General features: G+C 60.4%; 17 protein-coding genes. All 17 read right to left on the reverse strand.

What is annotated here, in order from left to right; translation table 11 throughout:
• Positions 1-423 precede the first annotated feature (423 nt).
• The 17 genes from BMW76_RS26485 to BMW76_RS26565 all read right to left on the reverse strand — a co-directional run bounded on the left by BMW76_RS26485 (position 424) and on the right by BMW76_RS26565 (position 18606).
• Positions 424-2154: an AMP-binding protein gene (locus BMW76_RS26485; RefSeq protein ID WP_090870608.1), complete on the reverse strand. Its 1731-nt coding sequence runs from the start codon at positions 2152-2154 to the stop codon at positions 424-426.
• Between the two features lie 202 nt (positions 2155-2356).
• Complete coding sequence (locus BMW76_RS26490; protein WP_075155344.1) at positions 2357-2782, reverse strand: F0F1 ATP synthase subunit epsilon; 426 nt, start codon at positions 2780-2782, stop codon at positions 2357-2359.
• Between the two features lie 155 nt (positions 2783-2937).
• Positions 2938-4332: a F0F1 ATP synthase subunit beta gene (atpD, locus tag BMW76_RS26495; RefSeq protein ID WP_090870610.1), complete on the reverse strand. Its 1395-nt coding sequence runs from the start codon at positions 4330-4332 to the stop codon at positions 2938-2940.
• Positions 4333-4424: 92 nt separating this feature from the next.
• Positions 4425-5312 carry a F0F1 ATP synthase subunit gamma gene (gene atpG, locus BMW76_RS26500; protein WP_090870612.1) on the reverse strand — a complete coding sequence of 296 codons (888 nt, stop codon included), beginning with the start codon at positions 5310-5312 and terminating at the stop codon, positions 4425-4427.
• A gap of 91 nt (positions 5313-5403) precedes the next feature.
• Positions 5404-6945, reverse strand: a complete 1542-nt coding sequence (gene atpA, locus BMW76_RS26505; RefSeq protein ID WP_090870614.1) for a F0F1 ATP synthase subunit alpha — start codon at positions 6943-6945, stop codon at positions 5404-5406.
• 58 nt (positions 6946-7003) lie between these two features.
• Positions 7004-7543, reverse strand: coding sequence for a F0F1 ATP synthase subunit delta (locus tag BMW76_RS26510; protein ID WP_090870616.1), 540 nt, complete (start codon positions 7541-7543; stop codon positions 7004-7006).
• 2 nt (positions 7544-7545) lie between these two features.
• Positions 7546-8016, reverse strand: a complete 471-nt coding sequence (locus BMW76_RS26515) for a F0F1 ATP synthase subunit B (protein ID WP_087738543.1) — start codon at positions 8014-8016, stop codon at positions 7546-7548.
• 137 nt (positions 8017-8153) lie between these two features.
• Entirely contained in the window at positions 8154-8423 is a 270-nt protein-coding gene (atpE, locus tag BMW76_RS26520) for a F0F1 ATP synthase subunit C (RefSeq protein WP_007180033.1), read from the reverse strand.
• Between the two features lie 85 nt (positions 8424-8508).
• The gene (gene atpB, locus BMW76_RS26525) at positions 8509-9360 is read right to left on the reverse strand and encodes a F0F1 ATP synthase subunit A (RefSeq protein ID WP_090870619.1); all 852 of its coding nucleotides are present in this window, start codon (positions 9358-9360) and stop codon (positions 8509-8511) included.
• Between the two features lie 144 nt (positions 9361-9504).
• A complete protein-coding gene (locus BMW76_RS26530; protein WP_090870621.1) occupies positions 9505-10050 on the reverse strand; it encodes an ATP synthase subunit I in 546 nt (181 codons plus the stop codon).
• 281 nt (positions 10051-10331) lie between these two features.
• Positions 10332-11480 (reverse strand): SLC13 family permease, encoded by a 1149-nt coding sequence (locus BMW76_RS26535; RefSeq protein WP_090870623.1) that lies wholly within the window; start codon positions 11478-11480, stop codon positions 10332-10334.
• Positions 11481-11491: 11 nt separating this feature from the next.
• Positions 11492-12382: a ParB/RepB/Spo0J family partition protein gene (locus tag BMW76_RS26540; protein ID WP_090870625.1), complete on the reverse strand. Its 891-nt coding sequence runs from the start codon at positions 12380-12382 to the stop codon at positions 11492-11494.
• Positions 12383-12420: 38 nt separating this feature from the next.
• Complete coding sequence (locus BMW76_RS26545; RefSeq protein WP_090870627.1) at positions 12421-13191, reverse strand: ParA family protein; 771 nt, start codon at positions 13189-13191, stop codon at positions 12421-12423.
• Positions 13192-13240: 49 nt separating this feature from the next.
• Entirely contained in the window at positions 13241-13918 is a 678-nt protein-coding gene (gene rsmG / locus BMW76_RS26550) for a 16S rRNA (guanine(527)-N(7))-methyltransferase RsmG (RefSeq protein WP_090870629.1), read from the reverse strand.
• Positions 13915-15873: a tRNA uridine-5-carboxymethylaminomethyl(34) synthesis enzyme MnmG gene (gene mnmG, locus BMW76_RS26555; RefSeq protein WP_090870631.1), complete on the reverse strand. Its 1959-nt coding sequence runs from the start codon at positions 15871-15873 to the stop codon at positions 13915-13917. Before mnmG ends, rsmG begins: the two co-directional genes overlap by 4 nt.
• A 175-nt stretch (positions 15874-16048) precedes the next feature.
• Positions 16049-16822 carry an ABC transporter ATP-binding protein gene (locus BMW76_RS26560; RefSeq protein ID WP_090870633.1) on the reverse strand — a complete coding sequence of 258 codons (774 nt, stop codon included), beginning with the start codon at positions 16820-16822 and terminating at the stop codon, positions 16049-16051.
• The gene (locus tag BMW76_RS26565; protein ID WP_090870635.1) at positions 16822-18606 is read right to left on the reverse strand and encodes a branched-chain amino acid ABC transporter ATP-binding protein/permease; all 1785 of its coding nucleotides are present in this window, start codon (positions 18604-18606) and stop codon (positions 16822-16824) included. The genes BMW76_RS26560 and BMW76_RS26565 overlap by 1 nt, the downstream gene beginning before the upstream one ends.
• Positions 18607-18609 lie beyond the last annotated feature (3 nt).

Below are 18609 nucleotides of genomic sequence, written 5' to 3' on the forward strand. Positions count from 1 at the left end.
TATCGCAATAAATCCCGCTGCGCCTTATCTGACGGGCGTTACAACCTGAAACACTTTGTTACCGCGCGAGCCAGGTAATTCGCCCACAATGCCTTTCACGGGTTCAGCACGGATGCGGCCGAGTAGTGTCTTCGGACAACTCGACGGCTGGTCGGCGTAAGCGCCGAAGCTCTCTCACCAGGGGCATCTCTGCTGGAGTCGTAATCGGCGCGGATTGCGCCGGTGGTCGGTTCCTCCTATGGTCTCCTCGCGCTAACCCCGTAGCGTGTGGTTTTTAGCGGGCTCCAGGCCCGCTTTTTTTTTATCTCGCCAAACGTTTGCGCCCGTCCGTCTGAGTGCGAACCGGCATCTCCCCTCAAAAGCAAAACGCCGCGTGGTTTGCACACGGCGTCGAATGTTCGTCCCCAATGGCGCGATGCGCCGTCAGGCTGTCTTGTCTTCCTTCAGATGAAGTTCGCTGATCATCCGCTCGCGCATCACGAACTTCTGGACCTTGCCCGTGACGGTCATCGGCAGTTCATCGACGAAACGGATGTATTTCGGAATCTTGTAGTGAGCGATCTGACCGCGGCAGAATTCCTGCACTTCCTCTGCCGTGAGATGCTCGCCGGCGCGCAGGACAATCCATGCGCACACCTCTTCGCCGTACTTCGCATCGGGCACGCCAAACACCTGGGCGCTCTGAATCTTCGGGTGCCTGAAAAGAAATTCCTCGATCTCTCGCGGATAGATGTTCTCGCCGCCACGAATCAGCATGTCCTTCAGACGGCCGACGATATTGCAGTATCCCTCTGCATCGATCGTCGCGAGGTCGCCGGTGTGCATCCAGCCGTCGACGACGCTTTCGCGCGTTTTCGCTTCATCGCCCCAGTAGCCTTTCATCACTGAATAGCCGCGGGTACACAGTTCTCCCGTTTCGCCAACAGGCACGATGTTGCCGAGCGCATCGACTACTTTCACTTCGAGGTGCGGCTGAATGCGACCGACCGTCGTAGTCCGTTTGTCCAGCGGATCGGTCGTCGAGCTTTGGAATGACACCGGACTCGTCTCAGTCATCCCATAAGCGATCGTGATCTCAGCGAGGTGCATTTGCGACACGACACGTTTCATCGTCTCGATCGGGCACGGCGAGCCGGCCATGATGCCGGTACGCAGCCGCGACAGATCGAAGGTCGCGAAGTCGGGGTGGTCGAGTTCGGCGATAAACATCGTCGGCACGCCATGGAGCGCCGTGCATTTTTCCTCGGCGACGGCGGCCAGCGTCGCTCCTGGCTCGAACGCCTCGCCAGGGAAGACCATCGCGGCCCCCACCGACACGCAGGCCAACACCGCCAGCACCATGCCGAAGCAGTGATAAAGCGGCACCGGAATGCACAGCGAGTCCTGCTCGGTCAGCCGCATTGCCATTGCGATATAGCGCGCATTGTTTACGACGTTCCGGTGCGTCAACGTCGCGCCCTTCGGATTTCCCGTCGTTCCGCTCGTGAACTGAATGTTGATCGGGTCGTTGGCGTCGAGCGTTGTGCCGATCGCGTCGAGTTTCGCGGGATCGTACGCGATTCGGCCACGCTCGATCAGATCCGAAAATGTCAGCATTCCCGGGGTCTCCGCATCGCACATGCGGATCACGATGCGCAGGTCCGGAAGGCGCGCGGCGTGGAGGTCTCCGGGGGTAGCAGTCGCCAGTTCGGGCGCCAGTTCCTGAAGCATCTGCAGGTACATCGACGACTTGAACTTTTCGGCCGAAATAATGGCTTTGCAGCCGACCTTGTTCAGCGCATATTCCAGCTCTGCAAGACGATAAGCCGGGTTGATGTTGACGAGAACGGCACCGATCCGCGCCGTTGCGAACTGCGTCATCAGCCACTCGATGCGGTTCGGCGACCAGATGCCGACGCGATCGCCCTTCTCGATGCCGAGGTCCAGTAAGCCCGCCGCCAACGTGTCGACTTCCTGTAGAAACTCGGTCCAATTCCAGCGAATCTGCTGCTCGCGAAACACCACGGCGGGACGTTCGGGGAAGCGTCGGGCGGTATCGACGAGAAACTGACCGACCGTCGATTCGCTGAGCGGCACGTCCGTCGAACCGCGCACGTATGACAGCCCGTCCTTCGGCTCGATGATTGCGCCCTCTCCTGCAGCTTGCGTTGCCATGGTGATGTCTCCAGAGGTGAATCGCTGTATTGAGATGAGTTTGCGACCGATTGTGCCCCGGTCATGAGGCGACCGGCATCAAGTCTTACCCGCAACTTTCTAACTGCTTGGGCGTGCCGGTATGATTTTGCTGACCTTTCCGTAAACGTCAAGTAGAAGACAAAAAAAGCAGCCACGAGGGCTGCCTTTCGAACGATGCTGCTTAGTGCTGCCCGCGCAGCTTGCGCAGACGCTGGATCGCGGCCAGCTGTGCTGTCGCGTACGCGAGTTCTGCTTGCGCAGTCGCGTATTCGAGGTTCGAGCCGGTGTTCTGCAGCGCTTCTTCCGCGCGCTTGCGTGCCTGCTCGGCCTTCGCCTCGTCGAGATCCTTGCCGCGGATCGCCGTGTCGGCCAGAACCGTCACTGCGCCCGGTTGGACTTCGAGAATACCGCCAGCGACGAATACAAACTCTTCTTCGCCGTTTTCAGCTTCGATACGCACCGCACCCGGACGAATCCGCGTGATGAGCGGCGTGTGGCCCGGCAGAATTCCGAGCTCGCCCGCTTCGCCCGGGAGCGCAACGAACTTCGCCTGGCCCGAGAAGATTTCCTCTTCCGCGCTGACGACGTCTACCTTGATGGTTGCCATTTATGTCGACTCCTGTCGACGAGTGTTAGCGCTTCAGCGCTTACTCTCGTCCCATGCAACGCTGGTTGAGCGTAGGACGAGGCGCCTGGCTTGCGCCGGCCGTCTTGCGACGGCCACCGCGCGCGAGCCGGCGCCCGCTTCGATACACCCAGCCTTTACTGGATCTTCTTGGCCTTTTCGAAGGCTTCGTCGATCGTGCCGACCATGTAGAACGCCTGCTCCGGCAGGTGATCGCACTCGCCGTCGACGATCATCTTGAAGCCACGGATCGTTTCCTTCAGCGGCACGTACTTGCCCGGCGAGCCCGTGAACACTTCGGCCACGTGGAACGGCTGCGACAGGAAACGCTGGATCTTACGAGCGCGCGCGACCGACAGCTTGTCTTCCGGCGACAGTTCGTCCATGCCCAGAATCGCGATAATGTCGCGCAGTTCCTTGTAGCGCTGCAGCGTCTGCTGAACACCACGCGTGATGTTGTAGTGCTCTTCGCCGATCACGTGCGGGTCGATCTGACGCGAGGTCGAATCGAGCGGGTCCACGGCCGGGTAGATACCCAGCGAAGCGATGTCACGCGACAGAACGACGGTTGCGTCCAGGTGGCCGAAGGTCGTTGCCGGCGACGGGTCCGTCAAGTCGTCAGCAGGGACGTACACGGCCTGAACCGACGTGATCGAGCCCGTCTTGGTCGACGTAATACGCTCTTGCAGCTTGCCCATTTCTTCAGCCAGCGTCGGCTGATAGCCCACTGCCGACGGCATACGGCCCAACAGTGCCGACACTTCCGTACCGGCCAGCGTGAAACGGTAGATGTTGTCGACGAAGAACAGCACGTCGAGACCTTCGTCACGGAAGTGCTCGGCCATCGTCAGGCCCGTCAGCGCAACGCGCAGACGGTTGCCCGGCGGCTCGTTCATCTGGCCGTACACCAGCGCGACCTTGTCGAGAACGTTCGAGTCCTTCATTTCGTGATAGAAGTCGTTCCCTTCACGGGTACGCTCGCCCACGCCCGCGAACACGGAGTAACCGCCGTGCTCCTTCGCGATGTTGTTGATGAGCTCCATCATGTTGACGGTCTTGCCCACGCCAGCACCGCCGAACAGGCCCACCTTGCCGCCCTTCGCGAACGGGCAGATCAGGTCGATAACCTTGATACCCGTTTCGAGCAGTTCCGTCGACGGCGACAGTTCGTCGAACGCCGGCGCCTTCTGGTGAATCGAACGCGTCGTCTCGCTCGAGATCGGGCCCGCTTCGTCGATCGGACGGCCAAGCACGTCCATGATGCGGCCCAGCGTCGGCTTGCCAACGGGCACGCTGATCGGCTTTGCGGTGTTCTTCACCATGACGCCGCGGCGCAGGCCATCCGACGAACCCAGACAGATGGTGCGGACAACGCCGTCGCCCAGCTGCTGCTGGACTTCGAGCGTCAGTTCCGAACCTTCGAGAATGAGCGCGTCGTAAACCTTCGGCATGTGTTCACGCGGGAATTCCACGTCGATCACCGCGCCGATGCACTGTACGATCTTGCCTTCTACCAAAGCAGTAGTACTCATCGCTTTTCCTTTAGATACTCAATTCTTCACTCGCGCAACGGCGCAGTTTCGGTGGACTCGCCAGATGGCGCTCCCGCGTGTCGACGTCAGCGTCAGACTGCCGCGGCGCCACCGACGATTTCCGACAGTTCCTTCGTGATCGCTGCCTGACGGCTCTTGTTGTACGAGAGCTGCAGTTCGTTGATGACCGTCTTCGCGTTGTCCGAAGCGGCCTTCATCGCGACCATCCGTGCCGACTGTTCCGACGCCATATTTTCCGCGACGGCCTGATAGACCAGCGCTTCGACATAACGCACCAGCAGTTCGTCGACGACGGTTTGCGCGTCCGGCTCGTAGATGTAGTCCCACGACGTACTCGGCGTCGGGCTACCCTTCTCGTCCTTGCGCTCGAACTGTTCCGCCGACAGCGGCAGCAGTTGCTCGATCACGGGCTCCTGCTTCATCGTGTTGACGAAGCGCGTGTACGCGAGATACACGGCCGAGAGCTTGCCTTCCGAGTACATGTCGAGCTGAACCTTCACAGCGCCGATCAGCTTTTCGAGGTGCGGCGTATCGCCCAGCTGCACGACGTTCGACACGACCTTTGCGCGCAGGCGGTTCAGAAAACCCAGACCCTTGCCGCCGATTGCCGTCGCTTCGAGCGTCTTGCCCTGACCTTCCAACTCCTTGAACTTCTGGAGCGAAGCGCGCAGCACGTTCGTGTTCATACCGCCGCACAGACCCTTGTCAGTCGTGACAAGGATGAAGCCTACCGATTTCGCACCGTCGTTCGTCGTCATGAACGGATGACGATATTCCGGGCTCGCACTGCTCATGTGCGCAGCGATATCGCGGACCTTGTCGGCGTACGGGCGAGCAGAGCGCATGCGCTCCTGAGCGCGGCGCATCTTGGATGCGGCCACCATCTCCATCGCTTTCGTGATCTTGCGCGTGTTTTGCACGCTCTTGATCTTGCCGCGAATTTCCTTCATTCCAGCCATTGCTTGCTCCTTGATCGAAGCAGCGCGGACGCATTTACATGCACCGCGCGCTGCTTCAAGGTCCGTTTATGCCTTGCGGATCACTCGCGGATCAATAAGCGCCTGACTTCTTGAAGTCCTTGAGTGCCGCGTGCAGCGCGCCCTCGTCGTCCTTCGACAAGTCCTTGTTGTCTTCGATGCGCTTGACCAGGTCAGCATGCTTCGACTTCAGGAATTCGCGCAGGCCCTTTTCGAAAGGCAGCACTTGCGAAACTTCCAGATCGTCGAGGTAGCCGTTGTTCGCTGCGAACAGCGACACCGACAGTTCCCACACTTGCAGCGGCTGGTATTGCGGCTGCTTCAGCAGTTCCGTCACGCGGCGGCCGCGCTCCAGCTGCTTGCGGGTTGCTTCGTCGAGGTCTGATGCGAACTGCGCGAACGCAGCCAGTTCACGGTACTGTGCGAGGTCGGTACGGATACCGCCCGACAGCTTCTTCACAACCTTCGTCTGAGCCGCACCACCGACGCGCGACACCGACACGCCAGCGTTAATAGCCGGACGGATACCTGCGTTGAAGAGGTCGGTTTCCAGGAAGATCTGGCCGTCGGTAATCGAGATCACGTTCGTCGGAACGAATGCCGTCACGTCGCCTGCTTGCGTTTCGATGACGGGCAGCGCCGTCAGCGAGCCGCTCTTGCCCTTCACTTCGCCGTTCGTGAACTTCTCGACGTACTCTTCCGAGACGCGAGCAGCACGCTCCAGCAGACGCGAGTGCAGATAGAACACGTCGCCCGGGTAAGCTTCACGGCCCGGCGGACGGCGCAGCAGCAGCGAGATCTGACGGTATGCCCAAGCCTGCTTGGTCAAGTCGTCGTAGACGATCAGTGCGTCCTGGCCGCGGTCGCGGAAATATTCGCCCATCGTGCAACCGGCGTACGGCGCCAGGTATTGCATCGCGGCCGATTCCGAAGCCGAAGCGGCGACGACGATCGTGTATTCCATCGCGCCCGTTTCTTCGAGCTTGCGAACCACGTTCATGATCGACGAAGCCTTCTGGCCGATCGCGACGTAGATACAGATGAGGTCCTTGCCCTTCTGGTTGATGATCGAGTCGACAGCGACAGCCGTCTTGCCGCACTGGCGGTCGCCAATGATCAGCTCACGCTGGCCACGGCCGATCGGCACCATCGAGTCGATCGACTTCAGACCGGTTTGCACAGGCTGCGACACCGACTTACGCCAGATCACGCCCGGAGCGATCTTTTCGATTGCGTCGGTCATCTTCGCGTTGATCGGGCCCTTGCCGTCGATCGGGTTGCCCAGTGCGTCGACCACGCGGCCGATCAGCTCCGGACCCACCGGCACTTCGAGAATGCGGCCCGTCGTCTTGACGATGTCGCCTTCCGAGATGTGTTCGTATTCACCCAGAATCACCGCGCCGACCGAGTCGCGCTCGAGGTTCAGCGCGAGACCGAACGTGTTGCCCGGGAATTCGAGCATTTCGCCCTGCATCACTTCCGACAGGCCGTGGATACGCACGATACCGTCGGTCACGGAGATCACGGTGCCCTGGTTGCGAACGTCTGCGCTCGCTTCAAGGCCCTGGATCCGGCTCTTGATCAGCTCGCTGATCTCAGAGGGATTGAGTTGCATTATTCGCTCCTGATAGTCAATTCTGTTGCGTGCCAGCCGCCACAACCACGTGAGGGCTTCAGGCGGTCAGAGCCGTCTGCATGCTGGCGAGCCGCGCGCGGACCGAGGTATCGAGCACTTCGTCGCCGACCGTCACGCGAACGCCGCCGATCAGCGACGGGTCCACTTGAACCGTCGGCTTCAGCTTGCGTTTGAATTTGCGTTCGAGGCTCGCGACGACGTCGTCCAGCTGCGCACCTTCGAGGGGGAATGCGCTGACGATCAGCACATCGGCCGCACCTTCGCGGGCGTTCTTCAACTCTTCGAACTGCGTGGCGATTTCTGGCAAGAGCGGCAGACGATGATTGTCGACCAGCATCTGGACCAGATTCTTCGCCTGCGCATTGTCCTTGAGCGGCGATTTCAGCGCGGCGAGCAGCAGATCGCTGATCTGCGCACGGCTGATTTTCGGGCTCGAGGCAATCGACAGCACATCGGGCAGACGCGCAACCTGTGCCAGCTCCTGCACGAGCGTGGACCAGGCGGCGATGTCACCAGCTTCGGCCACGCCAAACAGCGCTTCTGCGTACGGACGGGCGATGGTTGCAAGTTCGGCCATGATCAGAGCTCGGCTTTGAGTTGATTCAGCAGGTCGGCGTGGGCCGCCTGGTTGACTTCGCGCTTCAGGATCTGTTCGGCACCCTTCACGGCGAGCGCGGCGACTTCACCACGCAGCGCTTCACGCGCCTTTACGACCTGCTGTTCCGCATCGGCTTTCGCCTGAGCGATGATGCGCGCTGCTTCAGCTTGCGCCTGTGCCTTGATTTCGTCGGCGACCGCGACTGCACGCTTTTCGGCGTCAGCGATACGTTGCTGGCCGTCATTGCGAGCCTGAGCGAGTTCCTGGTCGACGCGCTTGTGCGCGGCTTCGAGTTCCAACTTGCCCTTTTCAGCGGCCGACAGGCCATCGGCGATCTTTTTGGAGCGCTCGTCGAGGGCGTTGATCAGCGGCGGCCACACGAACTTCATCGTGAACCACGCGAGGATCAGGAACACGACCATTTGCGCAAACAGGGTTGCGTTGAGATTCACGGTGTTTCCTTAAACGTTGCTTGATCGGAGGGGGAAACGGCAAGGCGCTCATCGATTCAGTGCTCGATCAGCGCCTTAGTGCCCGTTCCGCTTTGCGCCTTATCAGTTATAGATCAGGCGCACACTTCCGAGGAACCTCAGCCTGCCAGCTTCGACAGCAGCGGGTTCGCGAACGCAAACAGCATTGCCACACCAACGCCAATCAGGAACGCCGCATCGATCAGACCAGCAAGCAGGAACATCTTGGTTTGCAGCGGGTTCATCAGTTCCGGCTGGCGAGCGCATGCCTCGATGTACTTGCCACCCATCAGGCCGATACCGATACAGGCGCCGATTGCACCCAGGCCGATGATGATGCCGATACCGATGGCGGTCAGACCCTGGATGTTGGCGATGAAAGCTTGCATGATCACTCCTTGTGAAAAGTCTTTTTGGAACTGGGATTTAAAAAACTACGATTCTTAAAGCTAGATTCTTTCTACGACGCGCCGGTTAGTGAGTGTCGTGTGCCTGGCCGATATACACCAGCGTCAGCATCATGAAAATGAACGCCTGCAGCAAAACGATCAGGATGTGGAAGATCGCCCATACGCTGCCTGCGATCACGTGGCCGATGAAGCCAAGCACCGTCGTGTCCGCACCGAAGTTCCAGATGCTGCCAAGCAGGGCAATCAGCAGGAACAACAGCTCGCCCGCGTACATGTTGCCGAAGAGCCGCATGCCGAGAGAAACCGTCTTCGCGACGAACTCGATGATGTTGAGTGCAAGGTTCGGGATCCACAGCAGCGGATGCGCGCCGAACGGAGCGGACAGCAACTCGTGCACGAAGCCGCCGGCGCCCTTGATCTTGAAGTTGTAGTAAATCATCAGCACGAACACGCCGAGCGCAATGCCGATCGTGCCGTTGAGGTCGGCCGTCGGAACGATGCGGTGGTGCGAGATGACGCCCGACAGACCGAGCAGGTCGATCACGCGGCCCGGCAAGTCGACGGGAAGAAAGTCGAGGGAGTTCATCAGCGCGACCCAGACGAACACGGTCAGCGCGAGGGGGGCGATGAAAGCGCGGTTGCCGTGGATCATCGACTTCGATTGATCCTCCACCATTTCAACCAGCATTTCGATCGCGCACTGGAAGCGGCCGGGAACGCCAGACGTCGCCTTACGCGCGGCCAGACGCAGGACCAGGACAGTGATGGCACCGCATACGATCGACCAGAAAAGCGTATCGAGATTCCAGACGTGGATATCGAAGATCGACGTCTGATGAGCGGTGGAAAAATTCTGCAAGTGGTGCGCAATGTACTCGGACGGATCCAGAGCGCGCGTTCCTTCGCTAGCTGCCATATCGTTAATGCACCCAAATTGTCGAAAATCTTTCCGGGCCGCTCCCGCCGCAATTCTGTCTTGCGGGAACACGCCAGCGCGGGCCTTTGTCGAACCCGCGCGCCTCGTTGCTGACGCCGTGCATCAGCCAGTGTCTTGCTTGCTTCAGCGCCAGGCCAGCGCGATCCAGTACGTCTTGAGAGCAATGAGGTAGGTCACGAGCAGCGGAATCCACCGCACATCGTGATACCAGAATGCGATGGCAATAAACATCGCAATCGTTGTCCCCATCTTGAGTGCTTCACCGATCATCCAGCTCATCACCGTTTCGGCGCCACTCAACTTCTTAAGACGTGCCGCGAACAATGCGCTCGGCACCCAGCAAATCGCTCCTCCCAGGAAGGCTGACAGCGCAGCATCGCCCGGCGGCTTGTAGAACAGCCACCACAACAGCGTCGCACCCAGGGACAAAACCATTTGCGCAATCACGACCTTGAACGGTGTGACGCGCGATGGACGACTCACGTTCGGACCGAACAGTTTTTCGGCCTCGGCCCGCGTGAGCGGAACGATATTGTTATCTTGCTGCTCGGCATCCCACGCGTCGTCATGCGTTGTGCTCTGACCGCCGGACGTTTGCGAACCGATGCGATCTTCGCGGTGTTCGTCGTGCCGTTGTTGCGGCGCTTGGTTCGACGCTTTGACCGCCATCGCAGTGTTCCGCAAAGTCCTGTTCAGCCCAGCGAGCTTTCGCGCCGCTTACGGGGTTGCCTAGCAAATAAATCCGGGCGATTGTAAGCGATAGTTGCAGGCAATTCAAGACTTTAGCCCGACCAATAACGGCATGAAATGGCGCTTCATGATGCGGGAAAACGCCCCTTTTCATGCAGTCGGACTGCAAATGTAAGGCGGTCGCGACAGACGGGGAAATACCGCCGGAATTGTGTTACGAGCACAAGGTCGCGAGCGCACTTTCGTCGCTCGCACAAGTGTCAAAAATGCAACAGAAGCCACCCGCCGACCACCCCGCCCACGACCCAAAACGGGACCGAAAACAGGTGGAATTGCAGCCACATTCCGCGCTGTCCTGAAAGCCTCATTGCAATCAGATTCGCCAACGAACCGATCGCAAATCCGAAGCCACCGACACTGACTCCGAACGCCAATGCGCGCCAATCTTTCGAGAACTCAGCCAACATGATCGCGGCTGGGACATTGCTGATGAACTGCGACAGCACCGCGCTTGCGGTATAGGCGCGCAGCGGTGTCGTCAGATGCATTTGTCCGACGGCTGCATGTACCCAAGGCAATGCCGCGACGCTTCTCAAGACAATGAACATGAACACGAAGATCAGCAGCAAAAGCCAGTCGATCTTCATGACGATTCGGGGCCGCCAGAAGATAAATCCAACGCCCACGCCGATCAGTCCGATGCCAGCGCGATGCGCATCAGCGAGCAATACAAACGCGGCGAACAGAAGCACGGCAACGCCGAGCAGCGGACGATCGACGGGATGCGGTTCCGTGTCTTTCGACAGATCCAGGTCAACATGCTTGAACGCGATCGCCGTCAGCGCATACAGCATCACCATCAGCGCCGCGCACAGCGGTGCCAAAGCCAGCACAAATCCAGCGAACGAGACGCCGCTCGTCTGCCAAAGAAACAGATTCTGCGGATTGCCCAGTGGCGTGAGAACCGAGCCGGCGTTCACCGCAATCGCAATGAAGATCACGAGCCGCTTCAACGGCAACGGCGTCAACTCGTTCAGCGACAACGCGAGCGGCACGACGACGAACAATGCGACGTCGTTCGTGAGCAACGTCGACAGCGCGGCGGCGAGCGCGATCAGCAGATACGCCAGCCCTCGCTGCGAACGGATGCGATGAACGACGCGATGCGCGAGCCACATCAGGAATCCTGAATATTCGACCGCCTTCGTCAAAACCAGAAGCCCCGCGAGCGTCATCACCGTTTGCCAGTCGACGAGCGCAGGGAGCGACGCCAATGGACGCGGATGGAGTATCTGCAGCGCGAACAATGCCACGACGAGCACGGTCAGCACCGGCTCCTTCGCCACATAGCGAATGACCACGCGAAACAAATTTTGACGAGGCTTCAGCGCTCGGTCGGCAGCACGCATCGGGTTAGTCTTTATGCAGCGGCTGCGCTGCCCCTCAAGCGGGCAAGAATGCCTTCGAGTGCGTCGAGGTCGCCAAAGTCGACGAGCACCTGCCCTCGTCCGCGCCGGCCGAGCTTGATCTTAACCGTCGCGGCGAGCAGATCCGACAACTCCTCTTCGAGCCGGCGCGTATCGCGGCCGCCGTCGTTATTCACCTTGGCCTTGACTGCGGGTGCAGCCTTCGTCGTCGTCGTGACCAATTTTTCGGTTTCGCGCACCGACATCCGCTTGTTAATCACCTGATTCGCGAGCGTGATCTGCGTGGCGGCGTCGACGGCAAGCAATGCGCGCGCATGACCCATGTCGAGATCGCCGGCTAGCAGCATCGTCTGAACGGGCGACGCGAGATTCAGCAGGCGCAGCAGGTTCGACACTGCGCTACGCGAACGCCCCACCGATTCGGCCGCCTGCTCGTGTGTGAAGTTAAATTCGTCGAGCAGACGCTGGATGCCTTGCGCCTCTTCCAGCGGATTCAGGTCTTCGCGCTGGATGTTCTCGATGAGCGCCATCGCGGCCGCAGCCTGATCGGGCACATCGCGGACCAGCACAGGCACCTCGTCCAGTCCGGCCAGGCGCGCGGCGCGAAAACGTCGCTCACCCGCGATGATTTCGAATTTTTCCGGCGAGATCGGACGTACCAGAATCGGCTGCATCAAGCCCTGCGCGCGAATGCTGGCCGCGAGTTCCTGCAACGCGCCCTCGTCCATTCGTGTGCGCGGCTGGTACTTGCCGGCCTGCATCTTTTCGAGCGGCAATGTGTGTGGCGCGCCGTTGATCTTGACGGCTTCCGTGAAGTCCGCGCTGCCGCCGAGCAACGCCTCCAGCCCTCTGCCCAAACCTTTCTTCCGTGCTACTGCGTTCATCGTGGTTCCTCGATCCGCTTTGGATGGATGGCGCTGCGTCATAGCGCACGCACCCGTTCGATCATTTCCGCGCCGAACTGCACATAAGCCTGCGCGCCGCGCGACGCACGGTCGAACACGACGCCCGGCAAGCCGTAACTCGGCGCCTCGGCAAGTCGTACGTTCCGCGGAATGACGGCGTCGAACACCTTGTCGCCAAAGTGCTCTTTCAGTTGTTCCGATACCTGCTGCTGCAGCGTGATACGCGGATCGAACATCACGCGCAACAAGCCGATTACCTTCAGGTCACGGTTCAGGTTCGCGTGAACCTGCTTGATGGTATTGACGAGATCCGACAGGCCCTCGAGCGCAAAATATTCGCATTGCATCGGAATCACGACGCCGTGCGCGGCGCACAGGCCGTTCAGCGTCAACAGCGACAGCGCGGGAGGGCAATCGATCAGGACGAAGTCGTACTCCGCCACCACGTGCGCCAGCGCCTCTCTGAGCTGGTGCTCGCGATGCTCCATGCCGACGAGTTCGACTTCGGCGCCCGCCAGTTCGCGATTGGCAGGCAGTACATCGTACGAAACGGCTTCCGACTTCACGCGCGCATCGGCGACCGACACGCCGTCGACGAGCACTTCATAAACCGTGTTCTCGCACGCGGCCTTGTCGACGCCGCTACCCATGGTGGCGTTGCCTTGCGGATCGAGATCGATGAGCAGGACCCGCTGTCCCTGCGATGCGAGGCTCGCGGCGAGATTGACCGCGGTCGTCGTTTTGCCGACTCCACCCTTCTGGTTCGCAACGCAGAAGATTTTTGCCATCTTTTTAGTGTCCCTTTGCAGCCTGTTTAGTGAGATTTCGAATTGATCATCAGCCTACGGCGACTTCGACCAGATGCCGTTCGGCATCCAGCGATGGCACTTTGAGACGGATCACCTGCTTGACGTGCGCGCCCTCAGGCAAACCCTCGATTTCTCCGTCGGGTCGCACGCCCTTCATCGCCCAGATGGCTCCCTTGTCGGCGACGAGGTGACGGGCCAGTGTAACGAAATCCGCGAGGTCTGCGAACGCGCGCGAGACGATCACATCAAATTTTCCCGGAACTTCGACGCCGGGCCTCAGGCTTTCGACCCGCCCCGTCACAACCGACAGGTTCGCGAGGCCCAACTCGGCCTTTGCCTGTGACTGGAAGGCCGACTTCTTCTGGACGATATCGTTGACGGTGATCGACCAACCGGGAAAGACGATAGCCAGCACAATGCCGGGCAAGCCGCCACCCGAGCCGACATCCAGTACCGACGACGGCCCAAGGCTGGCGAGATGCGGGACGATCGAGAGGGAATCAAGGATGTGCTGAATCAGCATCTGCCGCGGATCGCGGATTGCCGTCAGGTTGTAGACGGCATTCCACTTTCCAAGGAGCGCGACGTAATCGAGCAGTTTGCTCTTCTGATCCGCGCTCAGGTCGATGCCCAGTTCACGCGCACCTTCTTCCAGCAGGCCGGCGAGCGCGTCGCGGCCGGCCACTGCATCGGGACGCGCCGTCATTGAGCCACCGGCGTGCTGTCGGTGCCAGCGTCGGCGGGTTTTTGCGAACGGCGGCCGAGGCCACGCTTAAGATGGACCATCAGCAGCGAAATTGCGGCCGGCGTAACCCCCGAAATACGCGACGCCTGGCCAATGGTTTCAGGGCGGAACTGCATGAGCTTCTGACGCACTTCGAACGACAGCCCCCGAACTTCGGCGTAATCGAGGTTCTCTGGCAGTCTCGTGTTCTCCTGCGCTTCGTTTCGCTCGATCTCACCGGCCTGCCGCTCGATGTAGCCCTGATATTTGACGCCGATCTCGATCTGTTCCTTGATCTGCGCGAGCAGCACCTCGTCGTCGGCGAGTGGCTCGGCCGGGCCGCAGTTGCCTTCCCGCAGACCGCAAACGCCGTCGTACGAGACACCCGGGCGACGCAACAGGTCGGCGAGGCTGTATTCATGATCGATCGGCTTGCCGAGCAGCGCGGTCGCTTCCTCAGACGAAAGCGTCTTCGGGTTGACCCAGGTTGTCCGCAGACGCTCTGTTTCACGTGAAACAGCGTCGCGCTTGCGGCGGAAAGCGTCCCAGCGGACGTCATCCACGACGCCCAACTCGCGCCCGATCTCCGTCAGGCGCATGTCCGCGTTGTCTTCACGCAGGCTCAAGCGGTACTCCGCACGGCTTGTGAACATTCGATACGGCTCGGACACACCGCGCGTTACGAGATCGTCGACCAACACGCCCAGATAAGCCTGATCGCGGCGCGGCGTCCACGCTTCTCTGCCTTGGACGTACAACCCGGCGTTGATGCCCGCCAGCAGCCCTTGCGCAGCCGCTTCCTCGTAGCCCGTCGTTCCGTTGATCTGGCCGGCGAAGAACAGGCCGTTGATTACCTTCGTTTCCAGCGACGCCTTCAGTCCACGCGGATCAAAGTAGTCGTATTCGATCGCATAGCCGGGACGAAGAATGTGTGCGTGCTCCAAGCCGACCATCGAGCGAACCAGCTCGAGTTGGACATCGAACGGGAGGCTCGTCGAGATGCCATTCGGATAGAACTCGTTGGTAGTCAGCCCTTCCGGTTCCAGGAAGATCTGATGCGATTCCTTCGATGCAAACCGATGAATCTTGTCCTCAATCGACGGACAGTAGCGCGGCCCGACGCCTTCGATCACGCCGGTGTACATCGGCGAGCGGTCTAAACCGCTGCGGATGATGTCGTGGGTCTGCGCGTTCGTATGCGTGACCCAGCAGGGCACTTGGCGCGGGTGCTGCTCGACGCGCCCGAGGAAAGAGAAAACGGGAATCGGATCGAGATCGCCGGGCTGCTCTTCAAGCTTCGAAAAATCGATCGTGCGCCCGTCGATGCGCGGCGGCGTGCCAGTCTTGAGGCGGCCTTGCGGCAGTTTCAGCTCTTTCAGGCGCGCCGACAGCGACACCGCGGCAGGATCGCCTGCCCGTCCACCCGTATAGTTATTGAGTCCGACGTGAATCTTCCCATCGAGGAAGGTGCCGGCCGTCAACACCACTGCACGCGAGCGGAAGCGGACGCCAACCTGAGTTACCGCTCCCACGACGCGATCGCCTTCGACCATCAGATCGTCGACCGATTGCTGGAAAAGCCAAAGATTCGGCTGATTTTCGAGCCGCCGACGGATCGCCGCCTTATAAAGCACGCGATCAGCCTGTGCACGAGTCGCCCGGACTGCCGGACCTTTCGATGAGTTAAGAATGCGGAACTGAATGCCGCCTTCGTCGGTTGCAGCCGCCATCGCGCCGCCGAGTGCGTCGACCTCTTTCACCAAATGGCCCTTGCCAATACCGCCGATCGACGGATTGCAGCTCATTTGACCGAGGGTCTCGATGTTGTGCGTCAGCAGGAGCGTCTTATTGCCCATGCGTGCGGACGCCAAAGCGGCTTCCGTGCCGGCATGACCGCCGCCAACGACGATTACGTCAAACTCTGTGGGATAAAGCATCGCAGATCTCACGCCGGACCCGCCGTGAGCCTTCAAGAAAAAAATATATGGGCGAAATTATAGCGGTTTCGCTTTTGACACGAATTTCGTCCGGTGGGCATAGGAATAAAAAACGGCGTGTTTCACGTGAAACACGCCGCTCGTTTGACAGCCAAACCGCCAAAAATTCCTTTGGCTACGCTACCTTTTTCGTAAGCCCCAGATACGTTTCGATCACGCGTGGATTTTGCGCCAGCGCCTCGGCCTCGCCTTCCAGAGCCAGTTCGCCGGTTTCCAGCACGTAGCCATAGTCCGAAATTTGCAGTGCGGCGCGTGCGTTTTGCTCGATCAGAAGCGTCGCAACGCCCGTTTGCCGCAACGCGCTGATAATGTGGAAAATCTCCTTCACGATCAGCGGCGCCAAACCGAGGCTCGGCTCGTCGAGCATCAACAAGTCCGGCTTACCCATCAGCGCGCGGCCGACAGCCAGCATCTGCCGCTCGCCGCCGGACAGCGTTCCCGCCGCCTGCTTGCGGCGTTCTTTCAAGCGTGGGAAAAGTTCGAACACCGGTTCAAGCTGATCCAGATAGCTTCGATCGCCTGCGCGCTTGCGACGATACGCGCCAAGCACCAGATTGTCCTCGACTGTCATCGTCGCGAATAACTCGCGCTTTTCCGGCACGAGACACATGCCGCGCGCCACCCGCTTCTCGACGGGTACGGCGCTCACGTCTTCGCCAAGATACGTGATTGCGCCCTTTGCGTGTCCTGTCTGCGGCAGCGCACCCATGATCGCGTTGAGCAGCGTCGACTTTCCCGCGCCGTTCGGACCGATTACCGTAACGATCTGACCGGGACGCACGGCAATCCTCGCGTTGTGCAGCGCTTCGACCTTCCCATAGCGGACGGACAGGCTGTTCACTTCGAGAATCGGCTGTGCCGAGGCTTGGTTCGTCGTTTCGTTCCTCATCACTCCACCCCGCCCAGATAGGCTTCCAGCACAGCCGGATCGTTCTGCACATCTTGCGGAAGCCCTTCCGCGATCCGCGTCCCAAACTCCATCACGACCAAACGATCAGTGAGATTCATCACGAAGTCCATATCGTGCTCGACAAGCAGCACGCTCATACCCTCCTCGCGCAGCTTGCGCAGCAACGTCGTCAGTTGTTGCTTTTCCTGGTAACGCAGGCCCGCCGCAGGTTCATCGAGCAATAAAAGCGTCGGGTCGCAGCAGAGCGCCCTCGCAATTTCGAGGATCCGCTGTTTGCCGAGGGCGAGACTGCCCGCTTCGTCGTACATATGCTCTTCCAGACCGACGCGCCGGATCTGCCGGGCGGCTTCCGCCATCAGACGCGCTTCCTCCGCAGCGTTCAGGCGGGCGACGCTGCGCCAGACGCCGGCATGCCCGCGCAGATGCGCACCTATCGCGACGTTTTCCAACACGGTCATGCCCGGCAGCAGCTTCACGTGCTGAAACGTCCGTCCGATGCCACGTTTGACGATTTCGCGTGAATTCAGCTTGTCGATACGTTCGCCGCGGAACGTGATCGCACCGCTCGTCGCTTGCAGCACGCCCGTGACCAGATTGAACGTCGTCGACTTGCCCGCGCCATTCGGGCCGATCAGACCGATGATCTGCCCCGCCTTCACATCAAAGCTGACGTCGTTCACGGCGACCAGACCACCGAACTGCTTGCGTGCCTTTTCGACCACGAGCAGCGCTTCGCCCGCCACCGGCTTGCTGCGCTGCGGCAACGCATCCGCGTGATCGGGTACGTGCGCGTGCGGGCCGCGAGGAAAGATCCGCGCGACGAACGGCCACACGCCCCGGCGAGCGTACTGAAGCAGCAAGACCATCAAAATGCCGAAGACAATGATTTCGAAATTGCCGTTCTCGCCGAGCAGTTTGGGCAGCAGCGTCTGCAGATAATCCTGCAGGACGGTCAGAATGGCCGCGCCCAGCACCGCTCCCCAGACGTGCGCGACGCCGCCTACCACCGCCATGAACAGGAACTCGATGCCGTGGTTGAGACCGAAGGGTGTCGGGTTCACCGCGCGCTGCAAATGCGCGTACAGAAAGCCTGAAACCGCCGCCAGCACCGCCGCATAGACGAAGATCACGACGCGCATCCATGCGGTATTGACGCCCATCGCCTCCGCCATCAGCCCGCCGCCGCGTAGCGCACGGATCGCCCGCCCCGGACGGCTATTAAGCAGATTCTGAACGGACACCACCGCGCCGAGCACGACGATCCAGATCAGGTAATAGATATGCCGGCCGGATTCGAGGTTGATGCCGAGCACGTTCAGCACCGGAATCCCGTTGATCCCGTCATATTTGCCGAGCATCTCCATGTTGCCGAACAGGAAGAACAGCGCGAGGCCCCACGCGATCGTCCCGAGCGGCAGAAAATGCCCCGACAGCCGCATCGTCACTGCCCCGAGCAGCAACGCGATCAAAGCTGTCAGAACGACGCCGACGATCAGCGCAAGCCACGGCGAGACGCCGAATTGCGTCGTCAGATACGCGGTCGTGTAAGCGCCGACACCGACGAACGCCGCCTGCCCAAAGCTCGTCATCCCGCCGATGCCCGTCAGCAGCACGAGACCGATCGCGACGATCGAGTAAAGGCCGATGTAGTTGAGCAGCGTCACCCAGTACTCGGGCACGCGGATCGGCTGCGGCAACACGGGCAATGCGAACATCACCACCAGAAACAGCCAGAAGAACCTGTTTTGCATGATGCGTTTCATCGC

Source organism: Paraburkholderia diazotrophica (genome assembly GCF_900108945.1).
GTDB classification, from domain to species: domain Bacteria; phylum Pseudomonadota; class Gammaproteobacteria; order Burkholderiales; family Burkholderiaceae; genus Paraburkholderia; species Paraburkholderia diazotrophica.

What these genes read in the sequence shown, in the direction of transcription:
- BMW76_RS26485 (WP_090870608.1), bottom strand. Translation starts at nt 2,154, where the DNA reads ATGGCAACGCAAGCTGCAGGAGAGGGCGCAATCATCGAGCCGAAGGAC.
- BMW76_RS26490 (WP_075155344.1), bottom strand. Translation starts at nt 2,782, where the DNA reads ATGGCAACCATCAAGGTAGACGTCGTCAGCGCGGAAGAGGAAATCTTC.
- atpD (WP_090870610.1), bottom strand. Translation starts at nt 4,332, where the DNA reads ATGAGTACTACTGCTTTGGTAGAAGGCAAGATCGTACAGTGCATCGGC.
- atpG (WP_090870612.1), bottom strand. Translation starts at nt 5,312, where the DNA reads ATGGCTGGAATGAAGGAAATTCGCGGCAAGATCAAGAGCGTGCAAAAC.
- atpA (WP_090870614.1), bottom strand. Translation starts at nt 6,945, where the DNA reads ATGCAACTCAATCCCTCTGAGATCAGCGAGCTGATCAAGAGCCGGATC.
- BMW76_RS26510 (WP_090870616.1), bottom strand. Translation starts at nt 7,543, where the DNA reads ATGGCCGAACTTGCAACCATCGCCCGTCCGTACGCAGAAGCGCTGTTT.
- atpE (WP_007180033.1), bottom strand. Translation starts at nt 8,423, where the DNA reads ATGCAAGCTTTCATCGCCAACATCCAGGGTCTGACCGCCATCGGTATC.
- atpB (WP_090870619.1), bottom strand. Translation starts at nt 9,360, where the DNA reads ATGGCAGCTAGCGAAGGAACGCGCGCTCTGGATCCGTCCGAGTACATT.
- BMW76_RS26530 (WP_090870621.1), bottom strand. Translation starts at nt 10,050, where the DNA reads ATGGCGGTCAAAGCGTCGAACCAAGCGCCGCAACAACGGCACGACGAA.
- BMW76_RS26535 (WP_090870623.1), bottom strand. Translation starts at nt 11,480, where the DNA reads ATGCGTGCTGCCGACCGAGCGCTGAAGCCTCGTCAAAATTTGTTTCGC.
- BMW76_RS26540 (WP_090870625.1), bottom strand. Translation starts at nt 12,382, where the DNA reads ATGAACGCAGTAGCACGGAAGAAAGGTTTGGGCAGAGGGCTGGAGGCG.
- BMW76_RS26545 (WP_090870627.1), bottom strand. Translation starts at nt 13,191, where the DNA reads ATGGCAAAAATCTTCTGCGTTGCGAACCAGAAGGGTGGAGTCGGCAAA.
- rsmG (WP_090870629.1), bottom strand. Translation starts at nt 13,918, where the DNA reads ATGACGGCGCGTCCCGATGCAGTGGCCGGCCGCGACGCGCTCGCCGGC.
- mnmG (WP_090870631.1), bottom strand. Translation starts at nt 15,873, where the DNA reads ATGCTTTATCCCACAGAGTTTGACGTAATCGTCGTTGGCGGCGGTCAT.
- BMW76_RS26560 (WP_090870633.1), bottom strand. Translation starts at nt 16,822, where the DNA reads ATGAGGAACGAAACGACGAACCAAGCCTCGGCACAGCCGATTCTCGAA.
- BMW76_RS26565 (WP_090870635.1), bottom strand. Translation starts at nt 18,606, where the DNA reads ATGAAACGCATCATGCAAAACAGGTTCTTCTGGCTGTTTCTGGTGGTG.